Origin of the sequence: Metapseudomonas resinovorans (genome assembly GCF_002003485.1) — a bacterium.
Classification (GTDB): Bacteria; Pseudomonadota; Gammaproteobacteria; order Pseudomonadales; family Pseudomonadaceae; genus Metapseudomonas; species Metapseudomonas resinovorans_D.
The window spans coordinates 108,383-125,403 of record NZ_BDMA01000049.1 but is presented as its reverse complement, the minus strand read 5'-3'; the positions used below and the strand labels follow the sequence as shown (position 1 = coordinate 125,403).

General features: G+C 63.1%; 19 protein-coding genes. 12 read left to right on the top strand and 7 right to left on the bottom strand.

Translation table 11 applies throughout. From position 1 onward, the window contains the following. Positions 1 to 319 precede the first annotated feature (319 nt). From MnOB_RS13155 to MnOB_RS13120, 8 genes are all read left to right on the top strand, one after another. Entirely contained in the window at positions 320 to 1,072 is a 753-nt protein-coding gene (locus MnOB_RS13155; protein ID WP_158713813.1) for a helix-turn-helix domain-containing protein, read from the top strand. Positions 1,073 to 1,242: 170 nt separating this feature from the next. After that, entirely contained in the window at positions 1,243 to 2,016 is a 774-nt protein-coding gene (locus MnOB_RS13150) for an SDR family NAD(P)-dependent oxidoreductase (RefSeq protein WP_077524673.1), read from the top strand. Positions 2,017 to 2,111: 95 nt separating this feature from the next. Then, positions 2,112 to 2,411, top strand: coding sequence for a nuclear transport factor 2 family protein (locus MnOB_RS13145; RefSeq protein ID WP_077524672.1), 300 nt, complete (start codon positions 2,112 to 2,114; stop codon positions 2,409 to 2,411). Positions 2,412 to 2,480: 69 nt separating this feature from the next. Next, complete coding sequence (locus MnOB_RS13140; protein WP_077524671.1) at positions 2,481 to 3,239, top strand: SDR family oxidoreductase; 759 nt, start codon at positions 2,481 to 2,483, stop codon at positions 3,237 to 3,239. Positions 3,240 to 3,258: 19 nt separating this feature from the next. Next, a complete protein-coding gene (locus MnOB_RS13135) occupies positions 3,259 to 4,113 on the top strand; it encodes an SDR family NAD(P)-dependent oxidoreductase (RefSeq protein ID WP_265093684.1) in 855 nt (284 codons plus the stop codon). Between the two features lie 73 nt (positions 4,114 to 4,186). Then, entirely contained in the window at positions 4,187 to 5,095 is a 909-nt protein-coding gene (locus MnOB_RS13130) for an NAD-dependent epimerase/dehydratase family protein (protein WP_077524669.1), read from the top strand. Positions 5,096 to 5,268: 173 nt separating this feature from the next. Beyond that, the gene (locus tag MnOB_RS13125) at positions 5,269 to 5,640 is read left to right on the top strand and encodes a hypothetical protein (RefSeq protein ID WP_077524668.1); all 372 of its coding nucleotides are present in this window, start codon (positions 5,269 to 5,271) and stop codon (positions 5,638 to 5,640) included. Positions 5,641 to 5,651: 11 nt separating this feature from the next. Further along, positions 5,652 to 5,873, top strand: a complete 222-nt coding sequence (locus tag MnOB_RS13120) for a YMGG-like glycine zipper-containing protein (protein ID WP_077524667.1) — start codon at positions 5,652 to 5,654, stop codon at positions 5,871 to 5,873. A 135-nt stretch (positions 5,874 to 6,008) separates the two neighbouring features. On the opposite strand, the gene MnOB_RS13115 is transcribed toward MnOB_RS13120, so the two are convergent. Beyond that, positions 6,009 to 6,758 (bottom strand): hypothetical protein, encoded by a 750-nt coding sequence (locus MnOB_RS13115; protein ID WP_077524666.1) that lies wholly within the window; start codon positions 6,756 to 6,758, stop codon positions 6,009 to 6,011. Positions 6,759 to 7,125: 367 nt separating this feature from the next. Between MnOB_RS13115 and osmE the strand changes: the two genes are divergently transcribed. After that, positions 7,126 to 7,479, top strand: a complete 354-nt coding sequence (gene osmE / locus MnOB_RS13105) for an osmotically-inducible lipoprotein OsmE (RefSeq protein WP_077524664.1) — start codon at positions 7,126 to 7,128, stop codon at positions 7,477 to 7,479. 98 nt (positions 7,480 to 7,577) lie between these two features. Here osmE and MnOB_RS13100 read toward each other — a convergent pair whose 3' ends face one another. The 5 genes from MnOB_RS13100 to MnOB_RS13080 all read right to left on the bottom strand — a co-directional run bounded on the left by MnOB_RS13100 (position 7,578) and on the right by MnOB_RS13080 (position 12,687). Then, positions 7,578 to 8,615: a YeiH family protein gene (locus MnOB_RS13100; protein ID WP_077524663.1), complete on the bottom strand. Its 1,038-nt coding sequence runs from the start codon at positions 8,613 to 8,615 to the stop codon at positions 7,578 to 7,580. A 56-nt stretch (positions 8,616 to 8,671) separates the two neighbouring features. Further along, positions 8,672 to 9,082, bottom strand: coding sequence for a GFA family protein (locus MnOB_RS13095; RefSeq protein WP_077524662.1), 411 nt, complete (start codon positions 9,080 to 9,082; stop codon positions 8,672 to 8,674). Positions 9,083 to 9,106: 24 nt separating this feature from the next. Further along, positions 9,107 to 10,489, bottom strand: coding sequence for an MFS transporter (locus tag MnOB_RS13090; RefSeq protein ID WP_077524661.1), 1,383 nt, complete (start codon positions 10,487 to 10,489; stop codon positions 9,107 to 9,109). A 73-nt stretch (positions 10,490 to 10,562) separates the two neighbouring features. Then, positions 10,563 to 11,561 (bottom strand): flavin reductase family protein, encoded by a 999-nt coding sequence (locus MnOB_RS29220; protein WP_234358249.1) that lies wholly within the window; start codon positions 11,559 to 11,561, stop codon positions 10,563 to 10,565. A gap of 64 nt (positions 11,562 to 11,625) precedes the next feature. Continuing rightward, positions 11,626 to 12,687, bottom strand: a complete 1,062-nt coding sequence (locus tag MnOB_RS13080; RefSeq protein ID WP_077524660.1) for an LLM class flavin-dependent oxidoreductase — start codon at positions 12,685 to 12,687, stop codon at positions 11,626 to 11,628. An 83-nt stretch (positions 12,688 to 12,770) separates the two neighbouring features. On the opposite strand from MnOB_RS13080, the gene MnOB_RS13075 reads away from it, so the two are divergent. Further along, positions 12,771 to 13,691, top strand: coding sequence for a LysR family transcriptional regulator (locus MnOB_RS13075; RefSeq protein WP_077524659.1), 921 nt, complete (start codon positions 12,771 to 12,773; stop codon positions 13,689 to 13,691). Between the two features lie 160 nt (positions 13,692 to 13,851). Next, a complete protein-coding gene (locus MnOB_RS13070; protein WP_077524658.1) occupies positions 13,852 to 15,255 on the top strand; it encodes an MATE family efflux transporter in 1,404 nt (467 codons plus the stop codon). Between the two features lie 80 nt (positions 15,256 to 15,335). On the opposite strand, the gene MnOB_RS13065 is transcribed toward MnOB_RS13070, so the two are convergent. Continuing rightward, entirely contained in the window at positions 15,336 to 15,998 is a 663-nt protein-coding gene (locus MnOB_RS13065; protein WP_077524657.1) for a hypothetical protein, read from the bottom strand. Positions 15,999 to 16,316: 318 nt separating this feature from the next. Here MnOB_RS13065 and MnOB_RS13060 point away from each other — a divergent pair, with 318 nt between their 5' ends. Continuing rightward, positions 16,317 to 16,988, top strand: coding sequence for a DUF3313 domain-containing protein (locus tag MnOB_RS13060; protein WP_077524656.1), 672 nt, complete (start codon positions 16,317 to 16,319; stop codon positions 16,986 to 16,988). Positions 16,989 to 17,021: the final 33 nt, after the last annotated feature.

Below are 17,021 nucleotides of genomic sequence, written 5' to 3'. Positions count from 1 at the left end.
CTATCCATCACCCGCTGCATTTTTACACGGCCTGGGCCAGAAGCAGTCACTCGCGAAGGGCAGTTTCCGACCCGAAGCGGTCTGTGCGGGGCGACTGGCTGTGTGCACATCGAAGTACTCCTTGCGGCGATAACGCTTGATCACCGAAGCCCCAGGTAACGCCGTAGGCCTCGCAGTGAGCGTGCACGCGGGTGCGCATTACCTACTCAGCTGCGTCGGCGGGAGATATAGTGCATGCCCACCCTTCATGCCCACCGAACAGCGCAACTTGGCAAGGCGTTGCGAGCGTTCCGAACATGCGACTGGAAGACGCCCGACAATGCATCCGAAGAACCTCGATGGCGCCACCGATGAAACGCTGCTGCTCGCGGAGCTGAAGCGCTTGTTGAAGGATCGCAATATCCGCTATTGCGACATCGCCGAGCAGCTGAACGTGAGCGAGACGACCATCAAGCGCAAATTGACCGGGCATGGTCTGAGTGTCTCGATGCTCGAGTCAGTTTGTTCCATTGTGGGCGTGCGCCTCATCGACCTTGCCGAGCTGGCGGCGCGGCGAAGCGATACCAAGACTCACGCGTTGAGCATCGAGCAGGAGCAGGGATTGGCCGATGCCCCGTTCACGGCGTTCATCTTCCTGCTGTTGCGCTATGACTGGTCCCCCCGGGAGATACAGCAGGAGTTCGATCTGGACGAAGCGGGCATCTTCCTTCACTTGCGGCGACTCGAAAAACTCCGTTTGCTCGATTTGTTTCCGGGCAACCGTGTGCGTCTGCTGACAGTACGGCATCCGGAGTGGATTCCGGGAGGCCCGTTGCGACGTGCAGTGAACGACGCGATGCGCCGGCATTTTGAAGCGATGGACTTCCAGGATCCGCAGTCAGTCTGGCAGCTCGAAACCGTCAAGTTGTCGCGCGGGTCCATGGACCAGCTGCGCCAGATGATGACGTCGCTTTCGCAGCGCATGCGCGAGCTCGCGACCGACGATCGCTCTCTGCCTGACGGGCAGACGGACTGGTACAGCATGCTTTGCATGGCTCGCCTTACCGATCCCCGAATTTTCTGGGCCAAGTGACGCCGGCCGTCGTGCCGCCATTCGTGCAGCGTACCGCTACACGCCACCGCAAAGTATCACCTGGAGACACTTTCTATAAATACCTGCATTGAGCGATCAGTGCGGGATCTATTGCTGATACTTTTCCTCGGCGACAACGTGTCGACCAACCGAGGACAGGAGAAGCAAAGATGAGAAAGAGCGAATTCCCAAGGGGCGCCACGTTGGTTTTTGGCGGTAGCGGTGGTATCGGACAAGGCGTTGCCCTTGAGTTCGCGCGTGCGGGTGTCCCGGTCGCAGTCGCTTACCGGAGCAAGGCCGAGGTGGCACAGCGCGTCGCCGACCAGATCCGGGAAGAGGGTGTCGATGCGAGCACCCACCAGGTCGACGTCACCAATGTTGCCCAGGTCCAGGAAACGCTGGACGCAGCCATTGAAATTCACGGTCGCGTGCACACCGTTGTGTGGGCGGCTGGCCCATTCGTGAACCAGCTCCATATCAGCGAAATGAGCCGTGACGACTGGAAGCGCGCAATCGAAGTCGAAGTCATGGGCTTCTTCAATGCCGCCAAGGCTGCGCTGCCGCACCTGCGCGCCGCGGGGGGCGGTTCGTTCGTTACGCTGGGCTCTGCCGGCCATCTGCGCTGGCCGGACCGTGATGGCCTGTCGGTCGCACCGAAGGCCGCCAACGAATCGCTGATAAAGGGACTCGCCCGCGAGGAAGGCCGCTACAACATCCGTGCGAATTCCGTCCTGGTCGGTGTCATCGAGGCCGGCATGTTCCCGCAACTCTTGGAGCAGGGGCAGTTCGACCAGAGGTGGATCGACGAAACGTTGCAGATGCTTGCACTCAAGCGCTGGGGTAAGGCCGAGGAAATCGGTCGTGCCGCCGTGTTCCTGGCCTCCGACAACGCGGCCTACATCACTGGGCAGCAGCTGAACGTGTCCGGTGGGTACGGCATCTAGGGCCACTTCTGGCATCAATCGAGAGTCGCTGTTCACCGATACCTCCACGTCTGCATTCGCGGCGCGGCCGTCCTTTTCCTATCCTGGAGCACGGCATGACTGATTCGAATCCCTACCACGCGTTGTACGAACTTGCGTGCCGCTATGCACAAGCCGTCGACCGACGCGACTGGCTGCGGCTTGCCACCCTTTTTACCTCCGATGCATCTCTTGCCGGCCCTGGCTTCCGGTTCGACGACCGCGACACGATCGTTGCGGGCATGGTCGCGATCGAGCGCTATGAAACGACCCAGCATCACGTGCACAACCAACTCGTCATGCTCGACGGTGGTGCGGCCGTCCTGCTGATGGGCCGCCGCCGCAGATCTACGGCGTGGCCGCACTCGCCGCGGTAAAGGCCGGCCGCGCGCCGGGTGCCGCATGAACGCACGCCCTCTTTCCATCCCACGGGACATCAATCACCCATGAAACGAGTCGCAAACAAGGTCGCGCTGATCACCGGCGCGGCGAGTGGTGTCGGCCGCGCGGACGCGCTGCTGCTTGCTGCCGAAGGCGCCCGCGTCGTGCTGTCCGACATCAACGAAGACGCGGGACACACGCTCGCACGTGAGATCGGCGACGCCGCAATGTTCGTGCGTCACGACATCGCCGATGAATACGGCTGGCGGCAGGCGATCGCCGCCACGCTCGAGCGCTTCGGCCGCCTCGACGTACTGGTCAACAACGCGGCGATCTGCCCGGTCGGCTCGATCGAGGACACGAGCCTCGACACCTGGCAGCGCGTGATGCGCACCAACGCGGACGGCTATTTCCTCGGCTGCAAGTACGCGATCGGCGCGATGAAAGGCAACGACACGCCGGGCTCGATCGTAATGATGTCGTCGGTCGCCGCGCTCGGCGGGCTGCCGATGATGTGCGCGTACACCGGCTCGAAAGGCGCGGTGACGGCGCTCACCCGCAGCGTCGCTGTGCACTGCAAGCGAAGCGGCTACCGGATCCGCTGCAACTCGATCCACCCGGACGGGATCTGGACGCCGATGACGCAGGCGCTGATGCCCAGTCTCGACCCGGCCGCACTGGGCATTGGCAGCGATCCGATGGCGCGCATGTGCGACCCACAGGATGTCGCGAATCTCGTGCTGTTCCTCGCATCCGACGAATCGCGCTTCGTGAACGGCGCGGAACTGCGGATCGACAACGCGCAACTGGTGTCGTCGCTGTAACGCGGCGCAATGCTTTTCCATTCGAAGGAGTACATCGATGATTTCATTCACCGGCAAGACTGTACTGGTCACCGGCGGCGGCGCGGGTATCGGCCGAGCCTGTGCTGAAGCGTTCGGCGCGGCGGGCGCGCGCGTCGCCGTGGCCGAGATCGACGCGGCCCGCGCGCAGGACGTGCGGCACGCGCTCGAAGTGGCGGGGGTCGACGCGCTCGTCGGCATCGTGGACGTTACGCGTCGCGACGAGGTCGACGCGTTCGCACGGACGGTCGACGCGCGCTTCGGCGGCCTCGACGTGCTCGTCAACAACGTCGGCGATTTCCTGCAGATCGCGAAGCCGTTCGACGATTGCACCGACGACGACATTGCGCGGCTGTTCGACGTGAACCTGCGCCAGGTGTTCATCGTCACGCAGGCGATGCTGCCGTTGCTGCGCAAGCGCGGCGCGGGCAGCAGCATCGTCGGCGTGTCCTCGATCGAAGGTTTCCGCGCGATTCCGAACTGCACCGTGTATGCGTCGTTCAAGGCTGCGCTGACCGGCTTCACGAAAAGCCTCGCGCTCGAACTCGGGCCAGCCGGCATCCGCGTGAACCAGATCGCGCCCGAAACCACCGAGACGCCGCAGGTGCCTGTCAGCGCGATGGTGGCGGCGGAGCACCAGGACCACATCTCGCGCTGGATTCCGCTCGGACGCTTCGGCGAGGCCAGCGACGTCGCGGGCGCCGCGCTGTACCTTGCGAGCCCGCTCGCCGCGTGGGTCACCGGCACGACACTGCACGTCGACGGCGGCGCGCTCGCGGCGGCCGGCTGGTACCGCGATCCGAACGGCTTCTGGACCAACATCCCCGTCGTCACGGGCAACGGCTTCAATTTCTGAGCGCCAGCCGCACGCAGAAGCGGCTTCATCCGTTCATTTCTCGCGGCGTGCCTGCGCCGCTACCGGAGATACTATGAAGATCCTGATCGTCGGCGGTACCGGTCTCATCGGCGGCCATGCCGCGCTGCACCTGCACGCGCAGGGCAACCAGATTACGCTCGCCGCGCGCAAGCCGCCCGCGGCCGACAGCACGCTCGCGCAGTTCGACGTGCTGGCGCGTGACTACGTGGCCGGCAACTTCACGCGCGATGACCTCGCGCCGTTCGACGCAGTCGTGTTCGCGGCCGGCAACGACATCCGCCACCTGCCGCCCGGCACCGACGAAGCCGCGCACTGGGAGCGCGCGAACGTCGATGCGGTGCCGCGCTTCTTCGCGCTTGCCCGCGACGCGGGCGTGAAGCGCGCCGTACTGGTCGGCAGCTTCTATCCGCAGGTCGCGCCGGCACTCATCGAGTCGGTACCGTACGTGCGCTCGCGCCATCTGGCCGACGAACGCGTGCGTGCGCTGGCGACGCCGTCGTTCGAGGTGTGCAGCGTCAATGCGCCGTTCGTCGTCGGGTCGGTGCCGGGGCTGCGCAACGAGATGTTCGCCGCGTACACCTGCTATGCAGAAGGCAAGCTTGCGGGGCTGCCCATATTCGGGCCTGCCGGTGGCAGTAACTTCATCTCGACGCAATCGCTGTCGGAAGCGATCTGGGGTGCGCTGCAGCGTGGTGAAACCGGCAAGGCGTATCTCGTAGGCGACGAGAACCTCAGCTTCGCTGACTACTTCGCAGCGTTCTTCCGCGCGGCCGGCCATCCACAGGATGTTCCGTCGCTCGACCAGGAGCATCCGCTACTGCCCGACCTCGCGATCTATACGGGGCGCGGCAACGTGGTGTCATACGAACCTGACGCTGCCGATCTCTCGCTGCTGCGCTACCGGCGTGGCGACGTGCAGCGCGCGGTCGACGAAGTCGTCTTGCATTGCCGCGCGCAGTAGCGCAAACGGCGTAGAGGCTAGAATTTCCCGCCATCGGCAAGCTGGATGAAGGCTGCGGCGGTTTGCACCCCGCCACCTACACTTACTGAGTCATCGATACGGCCTCCCTGCCAGTGGTCGGGCAGGGAGGCCGTGCCACGACGTGAGGTTCAGCCTGACGAGGAGAGGAGACGATGAAGACAGTTCGAATGGGCATGCTGGCATTGGCGCTGAGCGTGACCCTGGCGACGGCTTGGGGTGCTGACGAGGTGCCCATGATTACCGGCGAGCAATGGACGCAGTCATCGCCGGAACTCAAGAAAGCCTATCTCATCGGTATTGCCAATGCGTTCCAGGTGGAGGCGGCCTACCACGCAACCAAACCGCCGTCCGATGAGCAGAGCCTGATTCCCCGTTTCGGCAGGGGCCTGAAGGGCCACACCCTCGACACCGTGCGCGATGGGCTTGACCAGTGGTATGCCGCCAACCCCGACCGCGTGAAGCGGCCGGTCATCGAGACCATCTGGTTCGAGATGGTCGTGCCCGGCTTGCAGCAGAACAAGTAGCGGAGATGAATATGAAAGGGTTCCTAGCGTATGCCGCCGTCCTCGTCGCAGCGGGCCTGATCGGCTGCACCTCGATGAGTTCCCAGCAGCAGGGCACCTTGAGCGGTGCTGCTATTGGTGCCGCCGCTGGCGCCGGCATTGCTGCCATCGCTGGCGGTAGCGGCTGGACCGGCGCCGCGGTCGGTGCCGTCGCCGGTGGCGTGGTGGGCAATATCAGAGGCAGCAAGAAGTAGGGCTGGAAAGGTGACGGATTAATCTCCTCTACCCTGAACGCCCGCATTTGGCCGGTAGCTGCCGCCCGCGAACGGCAACAATCCAGAAACGGACGTTTAGAGCAGAGAAAATAGATCTGTCCCCTTTTCCACGATTCAGGGGGAGGGTGTCGGCACCGCAACCGCCAGCTCGTCCAAGTCGATGGAGGCGCGATTGAGATAAAACTCGGGACCACCGCTGCCCGCGCCACCGCTGCTCGCCATCTGCTGCAGTTGCGGACGTACGAACAGATAGCTGGACTTGGCCTTCGACAACACCTCGGCATGCTCGACATGGCGCGCCATCAGCGTCTCGAAACGCTGCTCGATCGTCTGGTCGAGCTCCTTCGCCTGAGCTGGCGTCAGCGTCAGGCCGCCTTTCTGCGGCAGCGGGTAGAGACGAACCTGGTAGTCCAGCAACAGCGTAGCCAGGGCCTGGCTTTGTGCCCACAGGTCGGCGGCGGCCGGATCAGGCCCTGCACTGGCATAAGCAGTGGAGGCCGCCCGCTGCAACTGTCGCTGATGGCCGAGCAGTTGCTGGATCAGCTCCGGGTAACGCTCGCGCTTGGCCCGAGGCAGTCGCTCGAGGGTGTCGAAAACCTCCTTCATGGCGTGCAGCGGCTGCACTAACGGCTCAGGCTGCCCCAGCTGCACCATGTAGGTTTCCATCGTATTGAGGTGCTCGTAGGTGGCGTTCAAGCCTCGTGGGTCGGGTGTGCGTTCGGCCGGATTGAAATAGACCATCGCACTGGCACACATCAATTGGCTGCGACTGAGGATTTCACTCAACTGCCCGGCGCTTCGTCCATCCCCCCAGGCCAGCGGGCAAATCAGGCACAACAGGAACAGCAGCGACTTCTTTCGCATGATCCATCTCCTCAATTCTTATTGTTATGTCGGGTTACAGCGCAGAACCATGCCGCCCATCCGGACGGATCCCCAAGCGTCCAGCCTCCGGCGCAATGAGGTTCATCGTGGCTTGCCAAGCCTGTAACAGCAGGGCCTCAAGACTCCTGGCTGGTCGGCTAGCCGGCAGATAGTAGTCGGGAGCAAAAAGCCGGACATACTCCAAAAGGAGGACGGATTCATCGAGGCGGCAGCTATCGGCGTGCACCCATGGCGGCTGGAGCGAGTCTGCCGCAGGCCGCTCGATGATCGAGAAAGGGACTTTAATTTCAGGTAGTACCTTCAAGATCGAGATTCTCCTTGGCGCATTCGCATCAGGAGAGCGGCCATGAAAAAACTGCATTTCGTAATGGTCCTGGCGCTAGCGGCGCTCGGCGGCTGTTTCGGTAACCCCGTGACCTATCGCGACGAGCCACTGGTGGCGAAAGTCCAAACGGGTATGAGCAAGCAGCAGGTTCTTGAAATCGGTGGCGAGCCTGCAATGACCGTGACGCGCAAGGCGCAGCCAGGCACTTGCAATGAGTACCTGTTCACCCACATGGGCGAGCGTCAGCCGTATATGGTCAGCTTCGATGCCAACGACAACGTTGACCATAAGGACTTCCGAACTTGCGCCTTTTGGGACGAGTACCAAGAAAATGCCAAGGTGCCGTTCTACATGGACCCTGGTTACGGCAAGTGAACGAAGCCTTGAACCGGCTCAGTGCATCCATGGATACATGGAAATCGGTTGGGACGTTGTAGGTACTGTCGAAGAATCAGGTGCAGGGCTGGGTCAACTTATCGGCCCAGGCAGAGCAGGCCAATCACCAGTGCCGCGAGGAACAGCGTCTCGCCGACCAGCAACGCGATCGGGCGCCAGCCAACTGAAGCGAGTTTTTGCAGCGACGTTTTCAACCCCAGGGCGGCGATGGCGATCACCAGGCAACCGCGCGACGTTTCACTCATTGCGCCGGTCAATGACGGGGGCAGGAAACCACTGCTGTTGGCCGCGACCAGGCAGATGAAAGCCACCAGGAATCCTGGGAGAAGAGGTATCCGCCGCCCGCTGTCTTGCGAGCTCTGCTGTCGGCGAAACATCCAGGCAACCACTACGACGGCGGGCACCAGGAGTGCCACTCGAAGCAGCTTCACAACCGTGGCGATATCGCCGGTGGCCGGGGAGATCATGTAGCCGGCACCGACCACCTGGGCCACGTCATGAATGGTGCCACCCAGAAAAATGCCGGTGTGCTCAGGCGACAGCCCCAGCAGTTTGCTGATAATTGGATACGTGATCATCGCCACGGTCGAGAGTCCGGTGACGCCCACCACGGTCAGCAACGTATCGCGCTCGCTGTTCTCGTGCTTGGGTAGCACGGCGGAAATCGCCAAGGCCGCCGAAGCGCCACAAATGGCGACGGCGCCACCGGTGAGCACGCCGAAGTCGGCACGCAGATTCAGCAGGCGAGCACTTATCCAGCCGACAGAAATGGTCGCAGTGACTGCAAACACTGCGGCCAACACCGTTTCCAAACCCAGCGAACCGATCTGTTCCAACGTGATACGCGCGCCCAGCAGGGCTACGCCTATGCGCAGGATCGTCCGTGCGGTGAACTCGATGCCCGGAAGGCAGCGGCTGTCCTCGCTCAGAAAGTGGCACGCCATACCGAAAAGCAAGGCGTAGAGTAGGGTGGGTCCGCCGTAATGATCGGCAATGAAAGCCGAGGCCATGGCGATCGCCAGGCTGACCATGACCCCCGGTGCGAGGGTCTGCACGCGGCCCAGCAGCTGCCGGGGCAGGCTGACGGGTCCGGGGTAGTGTGCGTCTTTGATCATCGTGGTCATCTCGTGCTCGCCCGGCTGCCGTGGCCCGCCAGCCAGGACGCGGTTCTTCACTCGGTTGCCGCGTGCTCGAAGCACGGCAGGCTGCGGTCGATGGCCACCCAGGGCTGCGCCGAGGCGCACCACAGGTGCAGGTTGGGCGTGGTGAGCGCATCGGCCAGGGTGCCGGCCTTGACTGCAAGCACGCCGGGCATCGCGGCGATTTCGGAGTACAACGCCGAGCCACAGCAGGTGCAGAAGTAACGCTTGACCGGTAGGCCGCTACCGCCGGCCTTGGAGTAGCAGCCGAGGCTCTCGCCCTCGACCAGGAAGTCTTCGATCGGCACCAGCACGTTGACCGAGAAGGCACTGCCGGACTGCTTCTGGCAATCGCTGCAATGGCAGACGGCGGTGGTCAGCGGGGCGAGGTGGGTGGAGTACTTGATGCCGCCGCACAGGCAGCTGCCTTGGATTGAGTTCATGAGCGTTCTCGTGGTTTGGAAGGGTTATGCCGTCGCCACGGCGGGCTGCCACTCGCGGGCCTGCTGGATGGTTTTTTCGAAGCTGTGTCGGGCGAGAAGCAGCAACGGGCAGGCGAGGGCGCAGGCGATCAGCGTGACGATCAGGATCGAGTAGCCAATGGCGACGGGGTCGACCAGCACGTAGTCGGTGATGACACCGATAGCCAGCGGGCCAATGCCAACGCCGAGCAGATTGAGTACGCCGGTGAACAGGGCGATGAACTGTCCACGCATCGGCGCGGGCGCTGCGTCGACGATCAATGCCGGGCCAACGCCGAACAGGCAGACCCAGAGGGCAGCGGTGAGGGCCAGGAACGGCAGCGCGAGAGGGGCGCTGGGAGCCAGCAGCAGCGGTGTGGCGAACAGCGGCAGGACGATGCTGGCGATGATTGCCACGCGCAGGTTGCCATTGGCCACGCCGCGGCGGCGCCAGTATTCACCCAGCCAACTGGCGCCGAGCACGCCGAGCGGCGCGCTGACGCACATGATCAGCCCCATCACCGTGCCGGCCTTGGCGTAACTCCAGCCGAACTCGCGGACCAGGTAGCTGGGAACCCAGGCGCCGCCGCCGTACACCGCGGCGTTATAGAAGCCCATGCCGACCAGGATAGCGACGAAGGTGCGCCGGTTTGCGCGCAAGAACGCCAGCACTTCAGCCAATGGCACGCCCGGTGCCGTCGAGGTCGGCGTCTTCCGGCTGGCGCGATTCAGTCGCGGCTCCGCCACGCCGCACATCAGCAGAAGAACGATCAGGCCCGGCAGGCCAATCGACATCAGCGTGGTCTGCCAGGGCGCCAGGGTGCCGAGGAAGGGGAGGGTCAGGGGATGGGCGTTGAAGTAGCCAAGCACCAGACCGGTGGCGAGTAGGCCGGCGCCAACGCCAACCGGCCCGCCGGCGCCGAACACGCCGAGGGCGCGGCCGCGTTTCTCCGGCACGAACAGGTCACTGATCAGCGACACGGCGCCCGGCAGCAGCACTGCCTCGCCAACCGCCACGCCGACGCGCGCCAGCAGCAGGTGCCAGAATTCCGTGGCCAGGCCACTGGCGGCCGTGGCCAGGCACCACAGGCCGATGCCGACGGTGATGACCAGACGCCGGTTACCGCGATCGATCAACCTGGCGATCGGCAGGCCAGCCAAGGAGTAGAAAGCGGCGAAGGTGAATCCGTGGAGCATGCCCATCCAGGTGTCGTTGACGTGCAGCGATTGCTGGATCGGCCCGACCAGAAGGCTGAGCACCTGCCGGTCCATGATCGAGAAGACGTAGGCGAGCAGCAGTACGCCAAGGGCATAGTTGGCCTGGCCGCGGCTCGGAAGGCAGGGCGCCGAGCTGGTCACCGGAGCCTGGATAGTCGTGGTGCTGGACATCGACGGTTAACCTCAATGGCTTGTTTTTGTATTCGAGGCCGGGCGGCGGGCAGGCCGCCGCCGCGGTGCTGCGTCAGCGTGCCGCCGGGATGGCGTCGGCCTGCTGCCAGAGGTTGTTGTCCTGCCAGATGTTTTCCTTGCGCCAGTGCGCCGGCAGCTCGGCACCGGTGTGCTGGATGACGCGACCGATCAGCAGCTTGAGTTGCTGCGCTTCGTCGTAAGACAGCCCCTCCAGGGCACTCATCTCCGCGGCCTTGGCGAAGGCCAGCCACTGGATCGCCAACTGGCGGCCCTTGTCGGTGAACAGCACGTGCTGTTCGTGCAGGGTCAGCAGGTCGTTGTGCAACCAGCTGGCCAGTTGCTCCGGGGCCAGCGCCTTGCCGGTGAATTCGAACAGTTGGCGCAGCTCGTCGAGGGTTCGGCCTTCGCTAAAACTGAGGATGCCGAGCAGCTCGAAGTCGCTGTCCTGCATGCCCATCGCCTTCAGTTGCTGGCGAATCGGCAGTTGCAGTTGGTAATAGGCGCGACCGAGCAGGAAGCCCAGCCAGTTTTCACCGTAGATGACGCTTTCCTCACCCCGTGGGGCGGGTGGCACCAGGCGTCGGTAGCCGCCGCTGTGAAACACCAGCGGGGCTTTGTCGAAGCGGTCGAACGCCAGCACTTCACCGACCAGGATGATGTGGTCACCACCCTCGTACTGATAGGTGGTCTTGCACTGGAAGCGCGCCGAGCAGCCATCGAGCAGCGGAATCTCGCTGGGGCCGCGTTGCAGGTCGAGACCGGCGAATTTGTCAGTGCCGCTTTTGGCGAAGCGGTTGGACAGCGGTTCCTGATCAGTCGCCAGGATGTGCACGGCGAAGTGCGAACCCTCGGTGAAGGCGTGTGCCGACGAGGAATCCTTGTTGATGCTCCACAGCACCATCGGCGGGTCGATCGACACCGAGTTGAAACTGTTGGCGGTCAGCCCATAGTCCTGCCCATCCGGGCCTCGGGTGGTGACGATGGTCACGCCGGTGGTGAAGGCGCCGAGCGCCTGACGGAATTGCTTGGGGTCGAAGGGAGAAGTATTCATCGACGGGTACTCCACCGCCACCGGACGGGCCGGCAGCGGCTGAAAATTGTTGAATCGGAGTGGCTCAGCGGTTGAGCAGCGGCATGACCAGACGGCCAAAGCGCTCGGCTTCTTCGTGGTGTGGGTAGCCGGAAAGGCAGAATCCGCTGCAACCGGCATCGACGAACGCCAGCAACTGGTCGGCGACCTGCTGCGGGTTGCCCACCACGGCGATCCCGGCACCGGGGCGCACTTCGGTGATGCCGGTCCACAGGTGCGGGGTCATCTTGCGGCCGACGGTCTTGGAGAGTTCTTTCATCCGTTGGTTGGCAACGGACTCGGCCATCATGGTCTTGACCTGTTCGGTCCAGGCCGGGTCGGCGCCATTGACCAGCGTATCGGCCGCCGCCCAGGCTTCCTCTTCGGTTTCCCGGCAGATGATCTGCAGGCGCATGGCGAACTCGATTTCTTCGCCGCGGCCGTACTTGGCGGCGCGCTCACGCATTTCCTTGATCTGGTCGGCGATGCGCTCCGGATAGTCGCCCCAGAACAGGTGCACGGCGGAGTGCTTGGCGGAAATTTCTGCCGCATGCTCCGAACCACCGCCAAGGAAGAACGGCGGATGCGGTTGCTGGAAGGGGGCTGGTATGACTTTCGGGCCGTGTGCCTGGTGGTACTTGCCGTCGTACTCCACGCCTTCCTCGGTCCACAGCCGTTTCATCAGCTCGACTTCTTCTTCCAGCTGTTCGTAGCGCGCTTCCTTGGAAACGATCTGCCCCTCGGCGTAGGCGTCTTTCTCACTGAGGCCGGTGATCAGGTTGATGTAGATACGCCCCTTGGACAGCTGGTCGAAGGTCGCGAACATCTTGGCCTGGGCGACGGGGTGGATGAAGCCGGGCTTCACCGCCACCAGGGCTTTGAGCTTCTGGGTACGGGCGATCACGAACGAGGCGGTCACCCAGGCATCCCAGCAGAAGGGCGTAACGGGGACCAGTACGTAATCGAACCCGGCCTGTTCGGCGGCGAAGGCTACCCGCTCGAAATGCTCAAGGGACTGGGGAATGCTCTTGCTGGGATCGCTGAAGGCAGTGGTATCGCCAATGGTTGGAATGAACCAACCCATCTGCAGGGGTTTCTTGTTGTTCATGTGGGGCTCTCGCGCAGTGAAACTGTGGAGCCACTACAACAAAGCCTTTGCGATGAAGGAAGTGAATATGTAGCATTCGACGAATGCACAATATTAATACAAGAACCCTCGACCTGAACCTGCTGGTGGTCTTCGCCACTCTGTGGGAAACCCAGAACGTCACCCGCGCCAGCGAGCGCCTGTCGCTCAGCCAATCGGCTGTGAGCCACGCGCTGCGTCGCTTGCGTGAGCGTCTTGGCGACGAGCTGTTCGTGATCGGGCGCGGCGGCCTGGTGCCGACGGCACGCGCGGCCGAACTGATCGGCCCGGTGCGCGACGCGCTGTCCCGGCTGGACGACGCTTTGCAAGGTTCTGCGCCCTTCGTGCCGGCAGCGGTGCAGCGCAAGTTCCGCATCGCTTCCGGCGACTTCGTCGAGTTCCTGATCCTGCCGCGGCTGATCCAGCACATCGCGCGCCAGGCACCGGGGGTGATGATCGAGGTGGTGCCGCTGCCGCCGAAGAATGCGGTTTCAGCGCTGCTGGAAAGCGGCGAAATCGACCTGATCATCAGCGCGCCGATGACGCTTGGCGCGGTCCTGCGCCAGGAGCCAATCACCACCGTTTCGTTGCTCACGCTGATCTGGCAGCGTGAAGGCCTTCCGCCTGGGCGCTTCCCGCTCGACCTCTACCTGGAGAGGCCGCAGGTGATGATCGAAATGCATCAACGGGATGGCAACATCATCGACCAGACGCTACAGGCCCAGGGGTTGGCGCGGCGCATTGGCGTACTGGTGCAGAACTTCATGGCGATGCCGGTGATCGCCTCGCAGACCGGCTACATCTGCAACCTGCCGGGGCCCATCGCCGAGGCGTTCGCGGCGACCTTCGGTCTCAGTTGCCACGAGCCGCCAGTCGACTTCCCGGCGCCCGAGCTAGTGGCGTACTGGCACTCGCGGTTCGACGTCGACCCGGGTTTGCAATGGTTGCGCGACCAGGTGAAGAGCTGCGCCGTTCAGCTTCCGTGAGTGACACAGCCTACGCACCATTTTGAGTGATCGCGGGGGTTGGTGCGGGTATCCATATGCATGCCCTACATATGTGAGATTTCAAGAATTCATTTTACTCATTGCATTACTGCCAATTCCAATGGAGGCCAGCCCAACAATAAAACGCACAGGGACAGCCATGACCGCCATTGATCCGCGCACACGCCTGCTATTGGAAGCCCCCATCGTGCCGACCGTCCTGCGACTGGCGGCACCCAATGTAGTGGTAATGATCGTGCAGGCCTCTGTCGGCCTCATCGAAACCTATTTCGTCGGCAAGCTTGGCAGCGACGCGCTGGCTGCAATGGCGCTGGTATTTCCGATTGTCATGCTGATGCAGATGGGTTCCGCAGGTGCGATAGGAGGTGGCGTCGCCTCGTCGATCGCGCGAGCCCTCGGTGCGCAACGCCGGGAAGATGCCAATGCTCTGTTGCTGCACGCGATGATCATTGCGCTCGGTTTCGGCCTTGCATTCACGCTGGCCCTCCTGCTGGGAGGGCGGTGGCTGTATGCGCAGATGGGCGGCACCGGGGCGTCGCTGGAGGCGGCGTTGGTGTACTCGCACTGGGTATTTGCGGGCGCTGTGCTGGTGTGGCTGTTCAATGCGTTGTCTGCGGTAATCCGGGGCACCGGCAACATGGCAGTGCCCGCCAACGTGACTGTCGCAGGTGCTGTCGTGCTTATCCCACTGTCGCCCTTGCTCATCTTCGGCTGGGGGCCGGTTCCCGGCATGGGCATCGCGGGCGGCGCGGTGGCCCTGCTCCTGTATTACCTCGGCGGTACGCTCGTGCTCTGGACGTATCTGCGCTCACCGCGCAGCCTGCTCAAGGCGAAGCTGATGGGCGTGCGGCTTCGCTGGCCGCTGTTTCGCGACATCCTGCGGATTGGCCTGGTCGGTCTGATCGCAACGGTGGCTACCAACCTTTCAATCGGCATCGCGACGGCGCTGTCGGGGCACTTCGGCCCGGATGCGATTGCTGGCTACGGCACCGCCGCACGTCTTGAATACTTGCTGGTGCCGCTGGCATTCGGCTTTGGTGCACCGCTGCTGGCCATGGTCGGTACCTGCATCGGTGCCGGTGACAGGGCACGTGCCCTCAAGGCCGCGTGGGTTGGCGCGGCGATAACCTTTGCGATTACAGAAACGATAGGGCTGGCGGCGGCAATCTTCCCGCGCCCTTGGCTGATGCTGTTTGGCAATGAGCCGGCCATGCTTGAGGCTGGCACCCAATACTTGCAGGTGGTCGGTCCGTTGTACGGTTTCTTCGGCCTGGGGCAGGTTTTGCATTTCGCATCGCAGGGCGCGGGGCGTCTGTTCTGGCCTGTGATTGGCAACCTCGCACGTCTGGTTGTGGCGGGCCTTGGTGGCTGGCTTGCCTTGCACTGGGGCGGCAACCTGATGCACGTATTCGTCGCGCAGGGCGTGGCGTTCGTGGTGTATGGCCTCGTCGTCACTGCCACCATAGCCGGTGGTGCGTGGTTCGGCCGCGTGAGTTGGCCGCGCAGCACTACCGCCTTGATGCAGCGGATCCAGTCGACTTGATCATTTCGGCAGAGAACGACGAACTCGGCGTGAAGGCCTTCCCTTATGCGTGCTTGCTCGATTAGGAAGAGGATGGGCTATCACCCACCCAGCGCAATGATCGCGAATATCAGCGCCGTGCCAACGAGTGCCAACACCGCGCCTGTGGCCCACGGGTTGCCGCCGGAATAGCGGGCCAGCAGCCAACCTGAAAGAAACAGCATCGCCAACGACACCAGGTTGGAGGTTCGAATCGCCGGTCCGGTCTGGTCGATCAGCAGGAAAGGTATGACCAGGGGGAACGTCGACAGCACGACCAGCAGGAAGGTGCCCAGTGCCCCGACGAAATCTTGCAGATCCAATCGTGCGCGAGCGGGTTTTTCCGCATTGGCCTGTAGGCGCGAACGCAACGCTTCCAGTCCGTCCGGGCCTGCGGCCTCGGTAATGCGCAGTGGCAGGGCGTCGGCTATCAGCTCCCGACCTTCGGCCGGACTTGCACCGCTTTGCAGGCGCGCGAGCAATGTGCGGCTGCGGGTGCGTTCGGTCCAGGTACGCAGCAGGTAGATGACGGCATCGGCCAGGCCCCATGCGAGGTTGCAGCCGAACGCCGCGATCAGCATGGTTCTGGCTTCTTCACGGCCTGCCGTGGCAACGCTCAACGATCCAATGAAGGTCATTGCCATCAGCAGTCCGAATATCACTTCGGTGATACGGTCGACGGGTTCGAGTATTCGCTGCCGGGTGTCCCTTTCTTCGTGTTCCATCGCATCCCCTCGCTCTGTCAGTTACGCGAGAGAAGTGTAGGCAAGGTGTCAGCCGCGCGCGGGTTTAAGGTGCAAGAGGAACCCGCTTTCTGGCTGCAGTCGTGATCCGGCGCATGCCTCTGAATAGTCTGTGATGTGGACTGGAACTCGGCATGCCGCCAGCTACGCTTGAGCCTGTCCCCCCAGCGGGGATCGCCCTGACCCTCGGCCTTATAGCGGGAGCGGAGGCGAGGAGTCCGATTCTCTTTTCCGCACTTTGCATCCTGTTTTCCAGGCAGCTGAAGGCGGAAATTCAGGTTTTTCCAAGGGGGTTTCACCATGCGTTCGAACTTGATTGCGGTAACGGTCGCTGCACTTCTGGCCACGGGGGGATGCTCGAGCACAATGGTCGAGCCCGCCAAATACTCGGGGTTCCTCCCCAACTACAAGGTGCTGCAAGAGCAGGAGTCTGCCAGTGGGGTGAAGGTGGCGCGTTGGATAGATCCCGACATCGACCTGTCGCGCTATAGCAGCGTTTATCTCGAGCCCAGCCAGTTCTACCCGCGTCCCCAGTCCAGCTCGCAGATACCCCAGGCGACGCTGGATGAGATCACCCGCTACTACGATGCAGCGCTCAAGCGAGAGCTTGGATCGGTGGTGAGGATCAGCGACACGCCCACAGCCGACAGCGTCATCGTGCGTCCGGCCATCACGGCTGTTTCGACGTCCACCGAGGGGCTCAAGCCTTACGAGGTGATTCCCATCGCCCTTGTCGTCGCCGCGACGTCCACCGCGATTGGCACCCGAGACCAGCAAGTGGAAATCGCCACCGAAGCGATGTTCCTCGATGGGGGTAATACCAAGCTTCTGGCAGAGGTCGTGCGCAAAGGCACCGGCGAAAGCCTGGAGAACAAGGAAGCCGTGCTTTCGGTGAAGAACATCCAGCCGGTAATCGACGGGTGGGCGAACGACATGAGACTCGCCTATCTCCAGCTCCAAAAACGTCCCTGACTCAGGCCTGCTGCCGCAAGGTGATCCGGCCAG